Annotated in this window: 19 protein-coding genes and 1 pseudogene; 16 read left to right on the top strand and 4 right to left on the bottom strand. The window is 51.1% G+C overall.

Translation table 11 applies throughout. The features are described from left to right. Positions 1 to 111: 111 nt before the first annotated feature. The gene (dinI, locus tag ACJY2G_RS20205; protein WP_112291148.1) at positions 112 to 366 is read right to left on the bottom strand and encodes a DNA damage-inducible protein I; all 255 of its coding nucleotides are present in this window, start codon (positions 364 to 366) and stop codon (positions 112 to 114) included. Positions 367 to 447: 81 nt separating this feature from the next. Continuing rightward, the gene (gene pyrC / locus ACJY2G_RS20200; RefSeq protein ID WP_430319062.1) at positions 448 to 1,497 is read right to left on the bottom strand and encodes a dihydroorotase; all 1,050 of its coding nucleotides are present in this window, start codon (positions 1,495 to 1,497) and stop codon (positions 448 to 450) included. Positions 1,498 to 1,719: 222 nt separating this feature from the next. On the opposite strand from pyrC, the pseudogene ACJY2G_RS20195 reads away from it, so the two are divergent. Next, a pseudogene (locus ACJY2G_RS20195) lies at positions 1,720 to 2,006 on the top strand (putative quinol monooxygenase). Between the two features lie 82 nt (positions 2,007 to 2,088). On the opposite strand, the gene rne reads toward ACJY2G_RS20195, so the two are convergent. Then, positions 2,089 to 5,415: a ribonuclease E gene (gene rne, locus ACJY2G_RS20190; protein WP_430319064.1), complete on the bottom strand. Its 3,327-nt coding sequence runs from the start codon at positions 5,413 to 5,415 to the stop codon at positions 2,089 to 2,091. Between the two features lie 600 nt (positions 5,416 to 6,015). On the opposite strand from rne, the gene rluC reads away from it, so the two are divergent. Beyond that, entirely contained in the window at positions 6,016 to 6,978 is a 963-nt protein-coding gene (rluC, locus tag ACJY2G_RS20185) for a 23S rRNA pseudouridine(955/2504/2580) synthase RluC (RefSeq protein ID WP_129638483.1), read from the top strand. Positions 6,979 to 7,031: 53 nt separating this feature from the next. Here rluC and ACJY2G_RS20180 read toward each other — a convergent pair whose 3' ends face one another. Continuing rightward, entirely contained in the window at positions 7,032 to 7,634 is a 603-nt protein-coding gene (locus ACJY2G_RS20180) for a Maf family protein (protein ID WP_390889610.1), read from the bottom strand. Between the two features lie 142 nt (positions 7,635 to 7,776). Here ACJY2G_RS20180 and yceD point away from each other — a divergent pair, with 142 nt between their 5' ends. The 14 genes from yceD (at position 7,777) to ptsG (ending at position 20,273) form a co-directional block, all read left to right on the top strand. Beyond that, positions 7,777 to 8,301: a 23S rRNA accumulation protein YceD gene (gene yceD, locus ACJY2G_RS20175; RefSeq protein ID WP_112291141.1), complete on the top strand. Its 525-nt coding sequence runs from the start codon at positions 7,777 to 7,779 to the stop codon at positions 8,299 to 8,301. Positions 8,302 to 8,313: 12 nt separating this feature from the next. Beyond that, entirely contained in the window at positions 8,314 to 8,481 is a 168-nt protein-coding gene (gene rpmF, locus ACJY2G_RS20170) for a 50S ribosomal protein L32 (protein ID WP_013576249.1), read from the top strand. A 48-nt stretch (positions 8,482 to 8,529) separates the two neighbouring features. Continuing rightward, the gene (gene plsX, locus ACJY2G_RS20165; protein WP_430319065.1) at positions 8,530 to 9,564 is read left to right on the top strand and encodes a phosphate acyltransferase PlsX; all 1,035 of its coding nucleotides are present in this window, start codon (positions 8,530 to 8,532) and stop codon (positions 9,562 to 9,564) included. A 6-nt stretch (positions 9,565 to 9,570) separates the two neighbouring features. Next, positions 9,571 to 10,524: a beta-ketoacyl-ACP synthase III gene (locus tag ACJY2G_RS20160; RefSeq protein ID WP_112291138.1), complete on the top strand. Its 954-nt coding sequence runs from the start codon at positions 9,571 to 9,573 to the stop codon at positions 10,522 to 10,524. Between the two features lie 18 nt (positions 10,525 to 10,542). Next, entirely contained in the window at positions 10,543 to 11,472 is a 930-nt protein-coding gene (fabD, locus tag ACJY2G_RS20155) for an ACP S-malonyltransferase (protein WP_430319066.1), read from the top strand. Between the two features lie 13 nt (positions 11,473 to 11,485). Next, complete coding sequence (fabG, locus tag ACJY2G_RS20150; protein ID WP_112291135.1) at positions 11,486 to 12,220, top strand: 3-oxoacyl-ACP reductase FabG; 735 nt, start codon at positions 11,486 to 11,488, stop codon at positions 12,218 to 12,220. 153 nt (positions 12,221 to 12,373) lie between these two features. Further along, positions 12,374 to 12,610: an acyl carrier protein gene (gene acpP / locus ACJY2G_RS20145; protein ID WP_015690190.1), complete on the top strand. Its 237-nt coding sequence runs from the start codon at positions 12,374 to 12,376 to the stop codon at positions 12,608 to 12,610. Between the two features lie 101 nt (positions 12,611 to 12,711). Continuing rightward, on the top strand, positions 12,712 to 13,953 hold the full coding sequence (gene fabF, locus ACJY2G_RS20140; protein ID WP_112291134.1) for a beta-ketoacyl-ACP synthase II: 1,242 nt from the start codon (positions 12,712 to 12,714) through the stop codon (positions 13,951 to 13,953). A gap of 233 nt (positions 13,954 to 14,186) precedes the next feature. Then, positions 14,187 to 14,984, top strand: a complete 798-nt coding sequence (gene pabC, locus ACJY2G_RS20135; protein ID WP_430319067.1) for an aminodeoxychorismate lyase — start codon at positions 14,187 to 14,189, stop codon at positions 14,982 to 14,984. 15 nt (positions 14,985 to 14,999) lie between these two features. Then, positions 15,000 to 16,025, top strand: a complete 1,026-nt coding sequence (mltG, locus tag ACJY2G_RS20130; protein ID WP_430319068.1) for an endolytic transglycosylase MltG — start codon at positions 15,000 to 15,002, stop codon at positions 16,023 to 16,025. Then, complete coding sequence (gene tmk / locus ACJY2G_RS20125) at positions 16,015 to 16,662, top strand: dTMP kinase (RefSeq protein WP_120160624.1); 648 nt, start codon at positions 16,015 to 16,017, stop codon at positions 16,660 to 16,662. The genes mltG and tmk overlap by 11 nt, the downstream gene beginning before the upstream one ends. After that, positions 16,659 to 17,678 (top strand): DNA polymerase III subunit delta', encoded by a 1,020-nt coding sequence (gene holB, locus ACJY2G_RS20120; RefSeq protein ID WP_120160626.1) that lies wholly within the window; start codon positions 16,659 to 16,661, stop codon positions 17,676 to 17,678. Before tmk ends, holB begins: the two co-directional genes overlap by 4 nt. Before the next feature lie 28 nt (positions 17,679 to 17,706). Beyond that, positions 17,707 to 18,501: a metal-dependent hydrolase gene (locus ACJY2G_RS20115; RefSeq protein WP_430319069.1), complete on the top strand. Its 795-nt coding sequence runs from the start codon at positions 17,707 to 17,709 to the stop codon at positions 18,499 to 18,501. 338 nt (positions 18,502 to 18,839) lie between these two features. Beyond that, positions 18,840 to 20,273, top strand: coding sequence for a PTS glucose transporter subunit IIBC (gene ptsG, locus ACJY2G_RS20110; RefSeq protein ID WP_112291126.1), 1,434 nt, complete (start codon positions 18,840 to 18,842; stop codon positions 20,271 to 20,273). The last annotated feature ends 134 nt before the right edge of the window (positions 20,274 to 20,407 follow it).

Raw genomic sequence — 20,407 nt, 5'->3', positions numbered from 1 at the left:
GACTGCGACGCCCGGTGAAATACAGAAATAGCCTTACGGCGTGGTTTTAATAAACCTGATTATTATAAATAGGGCAGAGAAAATGAATAGGTTTGCAGACATTTCATAGTGTTACTCATCGTTCTGATTTGAAAACCAGTCGTCGGCACTTTCCCAGGTTTCCTGCAAAATTTCTTCGATCAGATCGCGATCAGTTTTAGCTCCGCCCAATACGGACAGGCTATTTGCTCCCGCATAACGGACCTGAACTTTATTTTCGCGATCAGTAAACTGTTTGTTAATTCTCTTACTCAATTCACCCGATAACGCGTCCAGCGCGCCAACAGGCAGAGGCTTGGTTTTATCGATTGTGACTTCAACACGCATAGGACCTCCTGAATAGATTTGACTGTATATTTATACAGTCAAATCATGATCAGCGCAAGCTACCGTGCAGAGAAATCGTATTTAGTACGATGTCACTTTCCAGTTCAGGGTTTGTCCCGCGAGGAATGGCACAACAGATTCGTTACCTAAAGCAATTTCTTCCGGCTGCGTCACCGGCGTGCGCGTCAGTTCGATGAAATCTTCATTGAGCGGCAAACCATAGAAACGCGGACCATTAAGAGAGCAGAATGCTTCGAAATGCTGCAGCGCATTCATCTCTTCAAAGACGGTGGCATAAGCGGACAGCGCGAGTGGTGCATTAAAGCAACCAGCACAGCCACAGCTAGATTCTTTACGGTCTTTAGTGTGTGGCGCGGAATCTGTGCCCAGGAAGAAACGGTCAGCACCGCTGGCGATGACTTCACGCAGTGCTTCCTGATGAACGTTGCGTTTAAGAATCGGCAGACAGAACAGATGCGGACGAACTCCGCCTACCAGCATATGGTTGCGGTTAAACATCAGATGCTGTGGCGTGATGGTAGCGCCCAGATATTGATTACCGGAAAGAACATACTGAGACGCTTCTTTGGTCGTGATGTGCTCGAAGACAATTTTCAGCTCAGGGAACTGACGGCGAACCGGATCCATCACTTCATCGATGAAACGAGCTTCCCGATCAAAAATATCAACATGGCTGTGAGTGACTTCGCCGTGGATCAGCAAAGGCATGCCGATTTTTTGCATACGCTCGAGCACAGGATAAATCGTTTTGACATCCGAAACCCCATGCTGGGAGTTGGTGGTCGCATTGGCCGGATACAGTTTTGCCGCAGTGAAAACACCTTGCTCGAACCCGCGGGCAATTTCTTCCGGATCCAGAGAATCGGTCAGATAGCAGGTCATCAGCGGGGTAAATTTATGCCCGGCAGGCAGCGCGGCCAGAATACGTTCCCGATAGGCGATTGCCGCAGCGACAGTCGTTACAGGTGGCGTCAGGTTTGGCATGACAATCGCGCGACCAAAGACTTCACTGGTGAAAGGTAACACCGTGCTGAGCATTTCGTCATCACGAAGGTGAATATGCCAGTCATCTGGGCGGCGGATTTTCAAAACTTGCGGTGTTGCGGTCATCAGGCAAAACTCCGGCATTGAGAGACAAGATGTTGGGATCAGGTGCGGTAATGGGAGCATTAACGGCGGGGAACAAGAATAAGCGTAAAACCGTTGTGTTGCATCTGTTAAATAAAGTTCGTATTGAAATCAATGTATCGAAAGGTTCATAGTGGAGGGAGATTTTAGTCACCGTGCTTCATGGTGTGTGCCTGAGCATGACAAAATAACGGGAGAACCATAATGGAAATCAGAGTTGTTGCCACAATTGTCGCGAAAAAAGAATTCAGGGCAAAAGTGACAGAAGCATTGCTGACGTAATTGAGCCAAGCCGGCAGGAAGTGGGATGCCTGCAATATGAGCTGCATCAGGATCTGGATAACGACGGCACTTTTGTTTTCTATGAGCGCTGGGCATCAGAAGATGCGTTGAACCAGCACAATAAGACCGAGCATTTCCAGAATTTCGCCAGAAGCCTGGAAGGGAAACTTGAGGAACTGACGATCCGTCGTCTGAAAAGTCTGGCCTGATTTTCATGGGGCAGATAACTCGCCAATAAAAAAACCCGCCGAGGCGGGTTTTTAGTTTTGTGACACTGTCAGCTCAGCGGAATTACTCTGCTGGCATCTCCGGCTTAGTGGCAGGAGCCGTGGCAGTAGTTACTGCAGCATGGCCACCGGCAGAACCTTTGCCATCAAAGTTGAACTCAGGGCGAACCCAGTCACTTTTACGCGCGGGTTCAGGCACATAGCTAGGTGCTGGTGCTTTCGTCATAGGCGCTGTCGCGAAATGCTTGAAGCGAGGTGCAACAACCGCAGCTTCAGTCACTGCCGGAGCTTGCGCAACGGGGGCAGCCTCCACGGCAGGTTTTACTTCCGCAACCGGTTCTGCTTTCTCTTCCACTTTCACTTCAGGTTCAGCGACTGGCGCAGGTGCCTGAAGTTCAGGTTCAGCAAGCACGGCTGTCGGTTCAACGACGGCTGGCTCGTGCGCTTCAGGTGCCACTTCGACAACAGGCGTTTCTTCAACAGGTTCAGCTGTTGCAGGTTCAACCAATACAGGTTCGTCAGCAACAGGCTGTGCTGCTTCTGCAGGTGCAGCATCTGTAGCTGCTTCTTGCTGAGTAGCGTCAACCACTGTCTCTGACTGAGCTACTGGCTGAGGTGCAACCTCTGCAGTTTCAGAAATGACCGGCGTATTGGCCTGGGCAATCTCAACTTGCTGAGTCAGCACTTCAGGTGCTTCTGTTTCAGTGTTCTGCTGCTCATGGGACTGATATTCAGAAGACTTATATTCAGAAGATTGAGCCACCGGATAGGTGATCCAAACCTTGCCAGACGCCATTTCCGGAGAAACGAACGCACCTGCCATTGGCATTGGCGACTGAGTCGGGTAACGCTCGTCACGGTAACGACGACGACGCTGTCCGCTGACACGCAGGTGACGCGGAGAACGACGTGAACGACGCGGCATTCCATTTTCACGGGCGTTGTCATTCTGATTATCTTCGTTGTCTGCTGCGTTTGCTGGTTCTGCATCAGAAGATTCTTGCGTAACCACGGCTGGCGCTGGTGCTGCCGGACGAGTGCCGGTGATCAGCAACTGAGCCGCAGCTTCTTCTTCGTGATCAACTTCTTCAGATTCGAAGCGGATTTTCTGATTCAGCTGGCGACGTTGACGGCGCTGTGCTGGCGGACGATCTTCCTGTTCAGTTTCATCAGTAACAACCGGTGCGACAACAACTTGCTCAACAGCAACCGCATCCTGAATTTTCTCTTCAGTTTGTGGTTTACGTTTGTCTTCAGAACGGCGACGCGAACGCTCACGACGAGGTTGTTGCTGCTGTTCTTCGCGAGCAGCAGTTTCCACTTCTTCGTTACGGGTTTCAGTAACAACCGGCTCCTGGTTACGACGGCCACGACGCTGATCGTCACGTTGTTCGCGATTATTTTCGCGGTTATCACGGCCTTCGCCACGATTATCACGATTGTTGTCACGACCTTCGCCACGCTCACCACGATTACCGCGGTCATTGCGCTCGCCACGTTCACCGTTACGCTCACGGCGTCCGCCCTGACGACGTTGGTTGCGGCGTTCGTTATTACGACGGTTTTCGGTTTCAGTTGCTTCCGTAGTCTCTTTTGGTGCTTCAACAGGTTTAACTTCCTGTTGTGGCTCCGGTGCGAACAAGCTCTTCAACCCGCTTAGCAGACGGCTGACAAAACCGGATTTTTCAACAACAGGGGCTGCCGGAGCATTCACTGTGGCTGTTCTGGTTTTGACAGGTTCTTCAGTCACAGTAGCCTGCTCGAAGCTGGAAGGAGGTGCTTCGCTTTGCAGCGCGAATGCAGCCAGTGCCGGTTGCTCAGGACGACGACGTTCAGCCGGCAACTCTTCAGAAGGTTGCAGCATTTCTGCTTCGTGGATCTGAGGCAGCAGGTAGCTCAGTGCAGAGATTTCTTCACCTTTACGTACACGCAGAACGTGGTAGTGCGGAGTTTGCATCTGATCGTTAGGTACGATCACTGCACGCACGCCACCCTGACGTTTTTCGATGGCATTCACCGATTCACGTTTTTCGTTCAGCAGGTAAGAAGCGATTGGCACCGGAACGATGGCATGCACTTCTTTGGTGTTTTCTTTCAGCGCTTCTTCTTCAATCAGACGCAGAATCGACAGTGACAGAGATTCGTTGTCACGGACGGTACCGGTACCTGCACAACGCGGGCAGATATGGTGCGTTGATTCACCCAGTGAAGGGCTCAGACGCTGACGGGACATTTCCAGTAAGCCGAAACGGGAAATACGACCAATCTGGATGCGGGCGCGGTCCTGACGAACGGCGTCACGCAAACGGTTTTCCACTTCGCGCTGATGGCGAACTGGCGTCATATCGATGAAGTCGATAACGATCAGGCCACCCAGGTCACGCAGGCGTAACTGGCGGGCAATTTCGTCAGCCGCTTCAAGGTTAGTGTTGAATGCTGTTTCTTCGATATCGCCGCCGCGGGTTGCACGCGCGGAGTTGATGTCGATAGCGGTCAACGCTTCAGTGCTGTCGATAACAATCGAACCGCCGGAAGGCAGACGGACTTCACGCTGGAAAGCGGATTCGATTTGCGATTCGATCTGGTAGTGACTGAACAGCGGAATTTCACCGACGTACGGTTTAATTTTGCTGCTGAAATCAGGACGGCCCAGAGCGGCGATATGCTCTTTTGCCAGGTCGAGGATTTTCGGGTTATCGATAAGGATTTCGCCGATATCCGGACGCAGATAGTCACGGAATGCACGAACGATAACGTTACTTTCCTGATGGATCAGGAATGGGGCAGGGCGGCCTTCAGCAGCTTTCTTGATTGCATCCCAATGTTTGAGACGGAAAGTCAGGTCCCATTGCAGGGCTTCTGCGGATTTGCCGACACCGGCCGTACGCACAATAAGACCCATGCCATCAGGCAGTTGCAGAGAAGACAGCGCTTCTTTCAGCTCAGTACGGTCATCACCTTCAATACGGCGGGAAATTCCCCCAGCACGTGGATTGTTAGGCATCAGAACCAGATAGCTACCGGCCAGACTGATAAACGTCGTCAGTGCTGCGCCTTTATTTCCACGTTCTTCTTTATCAACCTGAACGATAACTTCCTGACCTTCGCGCAACACATCTTTGATGTTTGGGCGGCCGTGGGAAGAATAGTTGCTAGGGAAATATTCACGGGAAATTTCTTTCAGAGGGAGGAAACCGTGTCGTTCTGCGCCGTAATCTACGAATGCCGCTTCCAGACTAGGTTCAATGCGGGTGATTTTACCTTTGTAAATGTTCGCTTTTTTCTGCTCATGGCCCGGACTTTCAATATCCAAATCATACAGCCGCTGTCCATCTACAAGGGCAACGCGCAACTCTTCTTGCTGAGTCGCGTTAATCAACATTCTTTTCATCGTAACTTACTCATTATTATTCCATTATTGACAGAGCTGCGGGCAAAATGACCTCATGACCGGGTAAACCGTTGGCCCCGAGTCTTCTCGCAAATCGTCAACCTCACGGTTGTCGCTTGCATAGGGGCGCATTATTTCGGTAAGTCTGCTTTTGCTGTATTAAAGACACCAGCGTTATGAAAGCAGCACTTTTATTAGGGGAATAGCTTCTGAATTTAGGTTAACAGATCTCATTCCGTATGCCGGCCAAGCTGCAACCCGCAGCCCGCTAATTGCTTGATTTCACATTACGTCTTACGCCATTGCTGCGTTTTTGCGCGATCAGGCAAATCTATAATTCCTGCGTTTTCCCTAACTTAAGAGAAACAACGCCGAAAGTAGTTTCATTATTCCATTGCAGGCACTGTGATAGCAAGGTGACTTTTCCCATGCGGGTAAGATATTTACCTCAATGAGAGATGTGCCGCATTGTCTGAACTTTCGCTTTCTGTAAAAACAAGGGGTATAGAAGGGTTTTCCTCAGCAGTTACTGGTAAAGTAAGAGTTAAGCACATAAAAATCAGTGGCGCGAACCGTGCCGGATATTTAGAATCGCGAGCCATGAAAACTGAGAATCCAACTGTACAATTAATCCCCATCTCCGAAGACGAAGCCGGTCAGCGCATCGACAACTTCTTACTTAAAATCCTTAAGGGCGTGCCGAAGAGCATGATCTATCGCATCGTGCGTAAAGGTGAGGTGCGGGTTAATAAGAAAAGAATTAAGCCTGAATACAAATTACTTGCCGGTGATGAAGTGCGTGTCCCGCCGGTTCGCGTGGCAGAGCGTGATGAAGCGCCGGTTTCTGCGAAGCTGGATAAAGTCGCGGCTTTAGCAGATTGCATCTTATATGAAGACGACCATTTACTGATCCTGAACAAACCTTCCGGTACTGCCGTACATGGTGGCAGCGGTCTGAGCTTTGGCGTGATCGAAGGTCTGCGAGCCCTGCGTCCGGAAGCGCGCTTCCTTGAACTGGTTCACCGTCTTGACCGTGATACTTCCGGCGTTTTGCTGGTCGCCAAGAAGCGCTCCGCCCTGCGATCACTGCATGAGCAATTGCGCGTTAAAAGTATGCAGAAGGATTACCTGGCGCTGGTGCGCGGTGAATGGCCTTCACATTGCAAAGTGGTGCAGGCTCCGCTGCTGAAAAATATCCTGCAAAGCGGTGAGCGTGTTGTCAGGGTGAATGCGGAAGGAAAACCTTCTGAAACACGTTTCAAAATTGAAGAGCGTTATGAATTTGCAACGCTGGTGAAAGCCAGCCCGGTGACAGGCAGAACGCACCAGATCCGTGTGCATGCGTTGCACGCTGGTCACCCGATTGCTTTTGATGATCGTTATGGTGAGCGTGATTTCGATGCGAAACTGTCAGGAACGGGTCTGAACCGTCTTTTCCTGCATGCGGCTGCGCTACGTTTTGAACATCCGGCTAGCGGTGAAACCATGCGCATTGAGGCTCCTATGGATGCCAAACTGCGTAACTGCCTGAAAATTTTACGCGGCAAAGCAAACGCTCGTTAAAAAGATCAGCTTATAAAGAGGCGCACTGGTTGCGCCTTTTTTATGCCTCTCAATTAACGGCTTTCAAGCAATGGATTGATGCCGTGTTCGCGCAGTAAGGAGAGCAGGGCAATAAGTGGCAGCCCGATTAGCGTGTTTGGGTCGCGCCCCGTCAGACTGTCGAAAAGCGTAATCCCCAAACCTTCGCATTTAAAGCTACCCGCGCAGTCGTACGGCTCTTCGCGATGTAAATATCCGGTAATTTCTTCATCGGTCAATGGCCGGAAGGTGACGTCAAACGTTTCGCATAACGTCTGCGCTGTTTTTGCATCGCTGTTATAGAGACTCAGGCCGGTATAGAACGTAACCATTTTTCCGCTGGCTGCCCGCAACTGACGGAATGCATTATCGAAAGTGTGCGGCTTTCCGGTGATTTTTCCATCGATAAAGCAAACCTGATCGGAGCCAATGATCAGATGATGCGGATAAGCAGTAGCGAGCGTGTCGGCTTTGGATTGCGCCAGCCGCTGCACCAGTTCTGCCGGATTTTCATCGGGAAAAGGGGTTTCATCAATATCGGGTGAAGCGCAGGTAAATTTCAGCCCGGTTTTCTCCAGCAAGGCTTTCCGGTAGGCCGAGGTCGAGGCTAAAAGTAAATCTGGTGCAGACATAATCATAATTTTTTTTCACAAAGCGTAGCGTTATTGAATCACACATTTTAAACTGTCGTCCGCTGCGGAAGCGAATATTGGTGAAAGGTGCGGTTTTGAGGCCTTTTTCTTTGACTCTCTGTCGTTACAAAGTTAATATGCGCGCCCTATGCAAAAAGTAAAATTACCCCTGACCCTTGATGCGGTCCGCACTGCCCAGAAGCGTTTAGACTATACAGGTGTCTATACTGCAGATCAGGTTACGCGTGTTGCCCAATCAGTGGTCAGTGTGGATTCTGATATACAAACCTCATTGTCGTTTAATATCGACAATCAGCGCCTGGCTGTGATTACCGGCCACTCCGATGTTGCTGTGACTCTGGAATGCCAGAGATGCGGTAAGACGTTTGAACATCAGGTTCACACAACATATTGTTTTAGCCCTGTCCAGAATGATGAACAGGCTGAGGCATTACCGGAAGCGTACGAGCCTATCGAAGTCGATGATTTTGGCGAAGTCGATTTGCTGGCAATGATTGAAGACGAAATTATTCTTTCACTGCCTGTCGTTCCGGTACATGAATCTGAACACTGTGAAGTGTCCGACGCGGACATGGTATTTGGCAAACTGCCTGAAGAGGCGGAGAAACCTAATCCATTTGCCGTATTAGCGAGTTTAAAGAAAAGTACTTAAGGAGTAAGGTCCATGGCCGTACAACAGAATAAACCAACCCGTTCTAAACGTGGCATGCGTCGTTCACATGACGCTCTGACCACTTCCACTCTGTCTGTGGACAAGACTTCTGGTGAAACTCACCTGCGTCACCACATCACTGCCGACGGTTTCTACCGCGGTCGCAAGGTAATCGGCTGATAATTGCCTGCAACTTATTCACGTGATAAGTGCTGGCAAGGCGATACCTTGACTCGTCTAACCATCGCGTTAGATGTAATGGGCGGAGATTTCGGTCCTTCCGTCACAGTGCCTGCTTCATTGCAGGCACTGATCTCTAATTCTGAATTAGATCTTCTTCTGGTCGGCGATCCCGACGCAATCACACCTTTCTTAGCCAAAGCCGATCCTTCTATATTAGAACGAATTCGGATAATTCCTGCTGAATCAGTTATAGCCAGCGACATGCGCGCGTCGCAAGCTATACGTGCCAGTAAAGGAAGCTCAATGCGTGTGGCGTTGGAACTGATCAAAAGCGGAGATGCACAAGCGTGTGTCAGTGCCGGGAATACCGGCGCTCTGATGGGATTAGCCAAAATGGTGGTCAAGCCACTGGATGGCATTGAGCGCCCGGCGCTGATGAGCGTCCTGCCCAATCAGCAACGCAGTAAAACTGTGGTGCTGGATTTGGGGGCGAACGTTGAGTGTGACAGCACAATGTTGGTCCAGTTTGCCGTGATGGGTGCAGTAATGGCGGAGCAGGTGGTGGGTATCAGTAACCCCCGCGTCGCCTTACTCAATATCGGTGAAGAGGAAAGCAAAGGGCTGGATAATATCCGCGAAGCCGCCGCTGTTTTAAAAAATACCGCACTAATCAACTATATCGGCTATCTTGAAGGCAATGACCTTCTGACCGGTAAGACAGATGTGATGGTGTGTGACGGCTTCGTGGGCAATGTTACGCTCAAGACCATGGAAGGCGTAATAAGGATGTTTTTGTCACTGTTAAAATCCTCCGGTGAGGGTGGCAAGAAAGCCTGGTGGTTGAAATGGTTGGGACGGATAGTCCAGAAGAAGTTGCTAAAGCGTTTTAGCCACCTCAACCCCGACCAGTATAATGGCGCATGTTTGTTAGGATTACGGGGCATCGTTATTAAAAGCCACGGTGGAGCAAACCAGCGTGCGTTTGCTGTTGCTATCGAACAGGCTGTGCAGGCGGTGCAGCGGCAGGTCCCTCAGCGGATTGCCGCGCGCCTTGAAGCTGTATTACCCAAGAGTGACTGATCGTACATGTATACAAAAATTCTCGGTACGGGGAGCTATTTGCCCGTGCAAGTTCGGACTAATGCCGACTTAGAAAAAATGGTGGATACCTCCGACGAGTGGATTGTCACCCGCACAGGTATTCGTGAACGTCGTATCGCTGCACCGGATGAGACTGTGGCCACAATGGGCCTGCACGCAGCAGAAAAAGCACTTGAAATGGCCGGCGTCAGCGCAAGCGACGTGGGTTTGATCATTGTTGCAACAACCTCATCTTCACATGCATTCCCGAGTTCAGCCTGCCAGGTGCAGAACATGCTGGGCATCAAGGATTCTGCAGCATTCGATCTGGCCGCCGCTTGTGCAGGTTTTACATACGCACTGAGCGTTGCCGATCAATACATCAAAAACGGTGCAGTGAAATATGCACTGGTGATCGGCTCTGATGTGTTGTCGCGTAAACTCGATCCTGAAGATCGCGGTACGGTTATTCTGTTCGGTGATGGCGCGGGCGCAGTATTGCTGGGCGCATCAGAAGAGCAGGGCATCATTTCTACGCATATGCATGCCGATGGTCATTACGGCAACCTGCTGACGCTGGCCTACCCAAGCCAGACAGAGCCGGAAAAACCTGCTTATGTCACCATGGCGGGTAATGAAGTCTTCAAAGTCGCTGTGACTGAACTGGCGCACATTGTTGATGAAACACTGACCGCAAATAATCTCGACCGTACTGCACTCGACTGGCTGGTTCCGCATCAGGCGAACCTGCGCATTATCAGTGCGACAGCGAAAAAGCTGGGTATGGGAATGGACAAAGTCGTGGTTACGCTCGATCGTCATGGCAATACCTCTGCGGCCTCTGTGCCTGCAGCATTTGACGAAGCAGTGCGTGACGGCAGAATTCAGCGCGGGCAATTAGTGTTGCTCGAAGCATTTGGCGGTGGCTTTACCTGGGGCTCGGCGCTGGTACGTTTTTGATTTAACAGGATGATAAAAATGACAAAAATTGCAGTTGTTTTCCCTGGTCAGGGTTCTCAGACGCTCGGTATGCTGGCTGATTTAGCCGCTGCGCATCCGGTGGTTGAAGAAACATTTGCCGAAGCTTCTTCGGCGCTGGGATATGATTTATGGCAGCTGGTGCAACAGGGGCCTGCTGAAGAACTGAATAAAACCTGGCAGACACAGCCTGCGTTGCTGGCCGCTTCCGTCGCTATCTGGCGTGTATGGCAGCAGCAGAACGGCGCTCAGCCTGTTCTGATGGCGGGTCATAGCCTGGGTGAATACTCTGCTCTGGTTTGTGCCGGTGTGCTGGATTTCAAACAGGCGATTTCACTGGTTGAACTGCGCGGCAAACTGATGCAGGAAGCGGTTCCGGCGGGTACTGGCGCGATGTACGCTATTATCGGTCTGGACAACGACGCGATTGCCAAAGCCTGTGAAGAGTCAGCTCAGGGGCAGGTTGTCTCTCCGGTTAACTTTAACTCACCAGGTCAGGTTGTGATCGCGGGTAACAAAGAAGCGGTAGAACGCGCCGGTGCGGCCTGTAAAGAAGCAGGTGCAAAACGCGCTCTGCCACTGCCAGTCAGCGTGCCATCGCATTGTGCTCTGATGAAGCCTGCTGCGGATAAACTTGCCGTTGCACTGGAAAATGTCACATTCAGCGCACCGCAGTATTCCGTGGTGAACAACGTTGATGTGAAAATTGAAACGTCTCCTGAAGCCATCCGCAGTGCGCTGGTACGCCAGCTGTACAGCCCGGTGCGCTGGACTGAGTCTGTCGAATTTATGGCAGCACAGGGCGTTGAGCAGCTTTTAGAAGTGGGGCCGGGTAAAGTGTTGACCGGTCTGACAAAACGTATTGTTGACACCCTGACGGCGTCCGCTGTGAATGACACGGCAAGCCTGGCAGCGGCGTTAGAGCAGTAATAAGAGGATGAGTATGACCTTCGAAGGCAAAATTGCACTTGTTACTGGTGCCAGTCGTGGTATTGGCCGCGCTATTGCAGAGAAACTGGTAGCAGGCGGCGCGAAAGTGATCGGCACAGCGACCAGCGAGAAAGGTGCTGAAGCGATCAGCGAATATTTAGGCGAAAATGGCAAAGGTATTATGCTCAATGTGGTTGATTCTGCATCTATTGAGCAAGTATTGGCGACAATTCGAGCTGAATTTGGCGAAATTGATATTTTAGTTAATAATGCCGGCATTACCCGTGATAACCTTCTCATGCGTATGAAGGATGATGAGTGGCAGGATATCCTGGATACGAATCTGACTTCTGTGTTTCGGCTTTCAAAAGCTGTCATGCGAGCTATGATGAAGAAACGGTGTGGACGGATTATTACAATTGGTTCCGTTGTTGGCACCATGGGTAACGCAGGGCAGGCGAACTACGCGGCGGCTAAAGCTGGCTTGATTGGTTTTAGTAAGTCTTTGGCACGTGAAGTTGCTTCACGTGGCATTACTGTCAACGTCGTCGCTCCCGGCTTTATTGAGACGGATATGACAAGGGCGTTGACAGATGATCAACGCGCAGGCATTTTGTCATCAGTTCCAGCCAACCGGTTGGGCGATGCCAAAGAAATTGCCAGCGCCGTTGCTTTTTTAGCCTCTGACGAGGCCGGCTATATCACGGGTGAAACATTACATGTCAATGGCGGCATGTATATGATTTAAAAATTACGAAATTATTTGCGTTTTTTGCGGTAAAAACCGCAAAATAGAGCAAATTCGTGGTTTGACCAGCCTGGATTTAGTTGCATCTTTTTCAACATTTTATACACTACGAAAACCATCGCGAAAGCGAGTTTTGATAGGAAATTTAAGAGTATGAGCACTATCGAAGAACGCGTTAAGAAAATCATCGTTGAACAGCTGGGTGTTAAACAGGAAGAAGTAGTGAATGCTGCATCTTTCGTAGACGACCTTGGCGCTGATTCTCTCGACACCGTTGAGCTGGTTATGGCTCTGGAAGAAGAGTTTGATACCGAGATCCCTGACGAAGAAGCTGAAAAAATCACTACTGTTCAGGCAGCAATTGATTTTATCAACGCTAGCCAACAGTAAGCGTACATGCTTTAAGTTTAGATAGTTAGGCGGTCATTTGACCGCCTAAGTTTTTTATATCCCACGGTATTACTACTTTTTTCCCTCCCTGGAGGACACACGTGTCTAAGCGTCGAGTTGTAGTGACTGGACTGGGCATGCTGTCTCCTGTCGGCAATACTGTAGAGTCCACTTGGAACGCTCTCCTTGCCGGTCAGAGTGGCATCAGCCTGATCGACCATTTTGATACTAGTGCCTATGCAACCCGTTTTGCTGGCTTAGTAAAAGATTTTAACTGTGAAGACTACATCCCGCGCAAAGATGCCCGCAAGATGGACGCCTTTATTCAGTATGGTATTACTGCCGGTATTCAGGCGATGCAAGACTCCGGGCTTGAAGTGACTGCTGAGAACGCGACACGCATTGGTGCGGCGATCGGTTCTGGCATCGGCGGACTTGGTCTGATTGAAGAAAACCATACGTCATTGGTTAACGGCGGACCTCGCAAAATTAGTCCTTTTTTCGTTCCATCAACCATCGTTAACATGATTGCCGGTCATCTGAGTATCATGTTCGGGTTGCGTGGGCCGAGTATTTCTATTGCTACAGCCTGTACTTCTGGCGTGCATAATATTGGTCATGCAGCCCGTATCATCGCCTATAACGATGCTGACGTGATGCTGGCAGGCGGCGCAGAAAAAGCCAGCACCCCGCTGGGTGTCGGTGGTTTCGGTGCAGCACGCGCGCTATCCACGCGCAACGATAATCCGCAGGCCGCAAGCCGCCCGTGGGATAAAGATCGTGATGGTTTCGTACTGGGTGACGGTGCCGGGATTATGGTGCTGGAAGAGTACGAACATGCCCGCAAACGCGGTGCAAAAATTTATGCTGAAATCGTCGGCTTTGGTATGAGCAGCGATGCTTACCATATGACCTCTCCACCGGAAGACGGTGCAGGTGCCGCGCTGGCGATGGAAAACGCTTTGCGTGATGCAGGCATTTCTGCGTCGCAAATTGGCTATATCAACGCGCATGGGACTTCTACCCCGGCGGGTGACAAAGCCGAAGCGCAGGCGGTTAAATCTGTCTTTGGTGCGGATTCTCACAAAGTGCTGGTCAGTTCAACCAAGTCTATGACCGGCCACCTGTTAGGTGCGGCGGGGGCGGTGGAGTCTATCTTCACTTTACTCGCGCTGCGTGATCAGGCCGTTCCACCGACCCTGAATCTGGACAATCCAGACGAAGGGTGCGATCTGGACTTTGTACCGCACGAAGCGCGTCAGGTAAAAGACATGCAATATTCACTGTGCAACTCCTTCGGATTCGGCGGAACTAACGGTTCCCTGGTATTCCGCAAGATGTGATTGCGACGGTGTATTATTGAGAAAGGCCCGTTAATCGGGCCTTTTTGCTGTCTGAATAAAAGCATTTGCTATGCGGTAAAGTGGAATCAAACGGCAGCTCAACGGAAAGAGTCTTCCCGCCATTTCGGCCTGCCGGTACGATAAAGTAAGAATGCTCCACTTGCTGCCAGAAGCCTGCTCACGCAGTCTCAGCGGTCGGAGAACGCTAACCCTGAAGTCAGGAGGAAGTAACCATGTGGATTAACGGTGCGGCGGCGACAACATTGCCAGCGGCAGACCGGTCTGTGCAATTTGGCGACGGTTGCTTCACTACGGCCAGGGTGTTGCGCGGTGAAATCCAGCTTCTTCCAGAACACATTGCGCGGATGCAGCGCGCGGTGTCTGTTTTGCATATTGATGGCGTGGACTGGGCTGCTTTAGAACGCGAAATGATTCAGGCCGCAGGACAACAGGAAGAGGCTGTCGTTAAAGCCGTTGTGACACGCGGGCAGGGGGGACGAGGCTACAGTTCGGCAGGATGCTCTGAACCGACCCGGATTGTATCAGTATCCGCTTATCCCGCACATTATCACGCGTTGCGGCAACACGGTGTAAAACTTGCCCTGAGCCCGGTGACGTTGAGTAGAAATCCGCTGGTGGCGGGCATAAAACACCTCAACCGTCTTGAGCAGGTGATGATCCGCCTGCATCTTGACCAGACGGACGCCCACGAGGCTCTGGTGGTTGACACCTCAGGTTGCCTGGTGGAATGCTGTGCGGCTAATTTATTCTGGCGGAAGGGAAATCAGGTATTTACACCGAATTTATCACAGTCGGGGGTGGATGGCGTTATGCGTCAGCACATTATCCGGCTCATTGAAAACTCGTCGCCCTGGGCGTTGCACATTGTCAGTGAACCCGCCGAGGTATTGTCTGATGCCGATGAGGTGCTGATTTGTAATGCGTTGATGCCGGTTTTACCCGTGGCACAGGCGTGCGGATGGCATTATTTATCCCGAGATTTGTACAATTTTTTGCTCCAGAACTGTTAAAAAAGTGAATAAACAATGACAAACAAAAAGACCAAAATCTTCGCCATTATTGTCCTGATCCTTGCAGGACTGGCGACGTTTGCCTACCAGAAAGTGAAACAGTTTGCGGACCGCCCAATCAATGTCAGCAGTGAAACGATCTTCACCCTGCCTGCCGGTACCGGGCGTGTGGTTCTGGAAACGCTGCTCATCGACAAGAAGCTGATGAAGCCCAACCCGTGGTTCCCATGGTTATTACGTTTAGAGCCCGAACTGAGTGAGTTTAAAGCCGGTACCTACCGTCTGGAAAAAGGCATGACCGTTCGCCAGATGCTGGAGCTGCTGAAAAGTGGCAAAGAAGCCCAATTTAGCATTCGTTTTGTCGAGGGCTTTAAGCTCAGCGACTGGATGAAGGTTTTAGATACTTCAGAGTATCTCAGGCATGAACTTAGCAGCAAAAGCGGTGAAGAGATCGCCGCAGCCTTAGGCATGACCGATACCAAAAATGCCGAAGGCTGGTTGTATCCCGATACTTACCATTACACTGCGGGCATGACGGATTTATCTCTGCTCAAACGCGCCCATGTGCGCATGGAAAAAACCGTTGCGGATATCTGGAAAGGCCGCGCTGATTCGCTGCCGTATAAAACGCCTGAAGAAATGGTCACTATGGCGTCGATTATTGAAAAAGAGACGGCCGTAAAAGATGAGCGTCCTGAAGTGGCGTCTGTGTTCATCAATCGTCTGCGGATCGGCATGCGTCTGCAAACAGACCCGACCGTCATCTATGGTATGGGTGATAAATACACCGGCAATATCACGAAGAAAGATTTAGAAACGCCGACCCCTTACAATACTTATGTGATCACCGGCCTGCCGCCTTCTCCGATTGCGATGCCGAGCGAAGCCTCACTTCAGGCTGCGGCACATCCCGCAAAAACGCCGTATCTTTATTTTGTCGCTGACGGCAAAGGCGGGCATACTTTCAGCACTAACCTTGAGAACCATAACAAGGCGGTTCGTGTGTATATAGAGGCTCTTAAGAACAAGAATGAAAAGTAACTTCATTGTGATTGAAGGCCTGGAAGGGGCGGGAAAAACCACTGCTCATAACGTGGTGGTGGATGCATTGCGCCAGCACGGCGTAGAAGAAATTGTGTTTACCCGTGAGCCGGGCGGTACGCCGCTGGCGGAGAAATTACGCGATTTATTTAAGCGTGGCGTAGATGGCGAAAAACCGACGGTCAAAGCCGAAGTGCTGATGCTTTACGCTGCCCGTGTCCAGCTGGTTGAGACGGTGATTTTACCCGCTCTGGCGCGTGGCGCATGGGTGGTGGGTGACCGGCACGATCTCTCCTCGCAAGCTTATCAGGGCGGCGGACGGGGGATTGATGCCAAACTAATGACCTCTTTACGCGATACCGTTCTGGGTGATTTCCGCCCTGACCTGACGTTGTATCTGGATTTACCTCCGGCCATCGGCCTGCAACGTGCCCGTGCCCGTGGTGAACTGGATCGTATCGAGCAGGAAGCCTTGCCTTTCTTTGAACGTACGCGCGCCCGTTATCTGGAGCTTGCCGCCGCTGACAGTCGCATTAAAACCATCGATGCCTCGCAGACTATTGAAGAAGTAAAGTCATCGATCGAACAGACACTGAAAAGCTGGTTTGACGAGCAGGCAACCCGGGAGCATTCATGAACTGGTATCCGTGGCTCAGCGCCCCTTATCGCCAGCTGACAGGGCAATATCTGACAGGCCGCGGGCATCATGCGGTGCTGATGCATGCCGCAGCGGGGATCGGGGATGAGGCGCTGGTATATGGTCTGAGCCGCTGGCTGCTGTGCCAGCACAAGGACGGCGAAAAGAGTTGTGGTTCATGCCACAGCTGTCAGCTGATGATTGCCGGCAACCATCCTGACTGGCATATCCTGCAACCTGAAAAAGGCAAAAACTCGCTGGGCATTGATCCGGTGCGTCAGCTCATCGAAACGCTCTACAATTATTCCCAGCAGGGCGGTTCGAAAGTTGTCTGGATCCCGCAAACGGAATTGCTGACCGAAGCCGCAGCGAATGCCTTGCTGAAAACGCTGGAAGAACCCCCGGCGGGCACCTATTTCCTGCTCGGATGCCGCGAACCTTCGGCGTTACTGGCAACGATCCGCAGCCGCTGTTTCTACTGGCATCTGCCGGTACCGGAAGAAGCGCTGGCAGTGCAGTGGATTAACCGTCAGCTCAGTGCTGATCCTGTCTCGATCAAAACCGCATTGCGTCTGACCAACGGTGCGCCGTTGTCAGCCATTGAACTGTTGCAGCCGGAACGCTGGAAGCAACGCGTGGCATTATGCCAGCAGCTTTATACGCAATGTCAGCAACAGGATATGCTTTCCCTGTTGCCGCAGCTTAATCATGATGATGCGCCGGAACGTCTGTACTGGCTGGCGACGTTACTTCTTGATGCCATTAAATGGCAGCAACAGGCGGGGCAGTTCATCATCAACCACGATCAGCAGCCGTTAATTGCGTTGCTCGCCGGTGCGCAGTCCAGCGTGGCTTTACAGCAATCGGTGAGTGCCTGGATGCATTGCCGCCATCAGCTGCTTTCTATCGTCGGTGTTAACCGTGAGTTACTGCTGACCGAACAACTTCTTGAGTGGGAACAGATGCTTCAGGGCACGGTTTCTGCGTCGATTTTCAGTTCCGCGCTTTCCCGCTGAACCCCTTATTTGTCATGAGTTAAATACTATGTTTTTAGTCGATTCCCACTGTCATCTCGACAGCCTTGATTACAATGAGCTGCATTCCGGCGTGGATAACGTGCTGGAAAAAGCCCGTGAACGTGACGTGAAATTTATGCTGGCGGTGGCGACCACATTGCCCGGTTATCGTGCGATGACACAGCTGATTGGCGACCGTCCCGACGTTGCATTTTCCTGCGGTGTGCATCCGCTGAATATTGACGATGGTTATGATTTCGCAGAACTGCGTGAGCTTGCCGCCAGCCCGAAAGTGGTGGCGATGGGTGAAACCGGTCTGGATTATTTTTATCAGAAAGAAGCGCATCAGCTGAAACTGCAAAAGGATTCATTCCGCGAGCACATCCGCATTGGCCGCGAGCTGAACAAACCGGTGATCGTCCATACACGTGATGCCCGTCAGGATACGCTGGATATTCTCAAAGAAGAGAACGCAGGGGAGTGCGGTGGTGTTTTGCATTGCTTCACCGAGGATCTGCCGACGGCAAAATTCCTGCTGGATCTGGGGTTCTTTATCTCGTTCTCAGGGATTGTGACTTTCCGTAACGCTGAAGCGTTGCGTGAAGTGGCCCGTTATGTACCGCTGGATCGTTTGCTGGTGGAAACTGACTCGCCGTATCTGGCACCCGTGCCACATCGTGGTCAAGAGAACCAGCCTGCTTATGTACGGGACGTTGCCGATTACATGGCCGTGCTCAAAGGTGTGAGTGTGGAACAGCTGGCAGAAGCGACCACTGCAAACTTTTCACGATTATTTCACATCGATACTTCCTCCCTGATCTAACCTTAGGCTTAGTCATATACGCCAGATTTATTTTACACCTCGTAATTAATCACCAGAATGAGGTATCGTGGCCCCGTTTTTTGCGGGGTCACTGGCGTCTATTTCGGATTAAATGTTGTAAATCGTGGGTTTTTTAAACGCTCTCACTGCATTTTTCAGAAAAACGTGACTGCCATCAAACATTAACAAAGGGAATTATTTTACCCTGCGTAAAAATTAAAAGGGGTGCTCAGACACCCGATAGCAAAGGGCTGTACGACCTTTTGCAAAGCGGTTAGTTATCAGGCTAAACCGCATGAAGTATCAAAAAGCATCATTACTCAGGAGCACACTCAATTATGTTTAAGAACGCGTTTGCAAACCTTCAAAAGGTCGGTAAATCGCTAATGCTGCCAGTATCCGTACTGCCAATCGCAGGTATCCTGCTTGGTGTCGGTTCTGCAAACTTTAGCTGGCTGCCAGTGATCGTTTCCCATGTTATGGCCGAAGCCGGTGGTTCCGTCTTCGCTAACATGCCTCTGATCTTTGCTATCGGTGTGGCGTTAGGCTTCACCAACAACGACGGTGTTTCTGCACTGGCGTCCGTTGTGGCATACGGCATCATGGTGAAAACCATGGCAGTTGTTGCACCACTGGTTCTGCATTTGCCTGCTGAAGAAATTGCAGCCAAGCATCTGGCGGATACCGGCGTACTGGGCGGTATTATCTCCGGTGCGATTGCGGCATACATGTTCAACCGTTTCTACCGCATCAAGTTGCCAGAATACCTGGGCTTCTTCGCCGGTAAACGTTTCGTGCCAATCATCTCTGGTATGGCAGCGATTATCCTGGGTGTGGTTCTGTCCTTCATCTGGCCGCCAATCGGTACAGGTATCCAGACCTTCTCACAATGGGCTGCTTACCAGAACCCGGTTGTGGCATTCGGTATCTACGGCGTTGTAGAACGTGCGCTGGTTCCGTTTGGTCTGCACCATATCTGGAACGTTCCATTCCAGATGCAAATCGGTGAGTACGTGAATTCTGCGGGTCAGGTATTCCACGGCGATATCCCACGTTACATGGCGGGTGACCCGACTGCGGGTAAACTGTCTGGTGGCTTCCTGTTCAAAATGTACGGTCTTCCAGCGGCGGCTATCGCTATCTGGCACTCAGCAAAACCTGAGAACCGTGCAAAAGTCGGCGGCATCATGATTTCCGCTGCACTGACTGCGTTCCTGACCGGTATCACCGAGCCAATCGAATTCTCCTTCATGTTCGTTGCGCCGATTCTGTATGTGATCCACGCGATCCTGGCCGGTCTGGCATTCCCAATCTGTATCCTGTTGGGTATGCGTGACGGTACCAGCTTCTCGCACGGTCTGATTGACTTCATCGTACTGAGCGGCAACAGCAGCAAAATCTGGCTGTTCCCAATCGTGGGTGCGGTGTATGCCGTGGTTTACTACAGCATCTTCCGTTTCCTGATTGCGAAACTGGATCTGAAAACCCCTGGCCGTGAAGACTCTACCAGCGAAACCACAGCGCAGGGCGGTTCTGAAATGTCTGCTTCTCTGGTTCAGGCTTTCGGCGGTAAAGACAACATCACTAACCTCGATGCCTGTATTACCCGTCTGCGCGTCAGCGTAGCGGACGTCTCCAAAGTTGATCAGGCTGGCCTGAAAAAACTGGGTGCGGCAGGTGTAGTGGTTGCAGGTTCTGGTGTTCAGGCGATTTTCGGTACCAAGTCTGACAACCTGAAAACTGATATGGACGAGTACATGCGTAACCATTAATGGTGAGCAATGTCTGGTTCTGAGAAAGGAGGCTTCGGCCTCCTTTTTTCATGCCTGCGATTTGGAGGAACGGTTGCCGCTGCCTCTCGCTGGCGCTTTCTGCGTCAATTAAGCATCAAAAAGCGTAATCAGGT

This window comes from Rahnella sp. ATs2 (genome assembly GCF_051851855.1).
Classification (GTDB): domain Bacteria; phylum Pseudomonadota; class Gammaproteobacteria; order Enterobacterales; family Enterobacteriaceae; genus Rahnella; species Rahnella variigena.
This window is presented reverse-complemented; position numbering and strand designations above follow the sequence as displayed.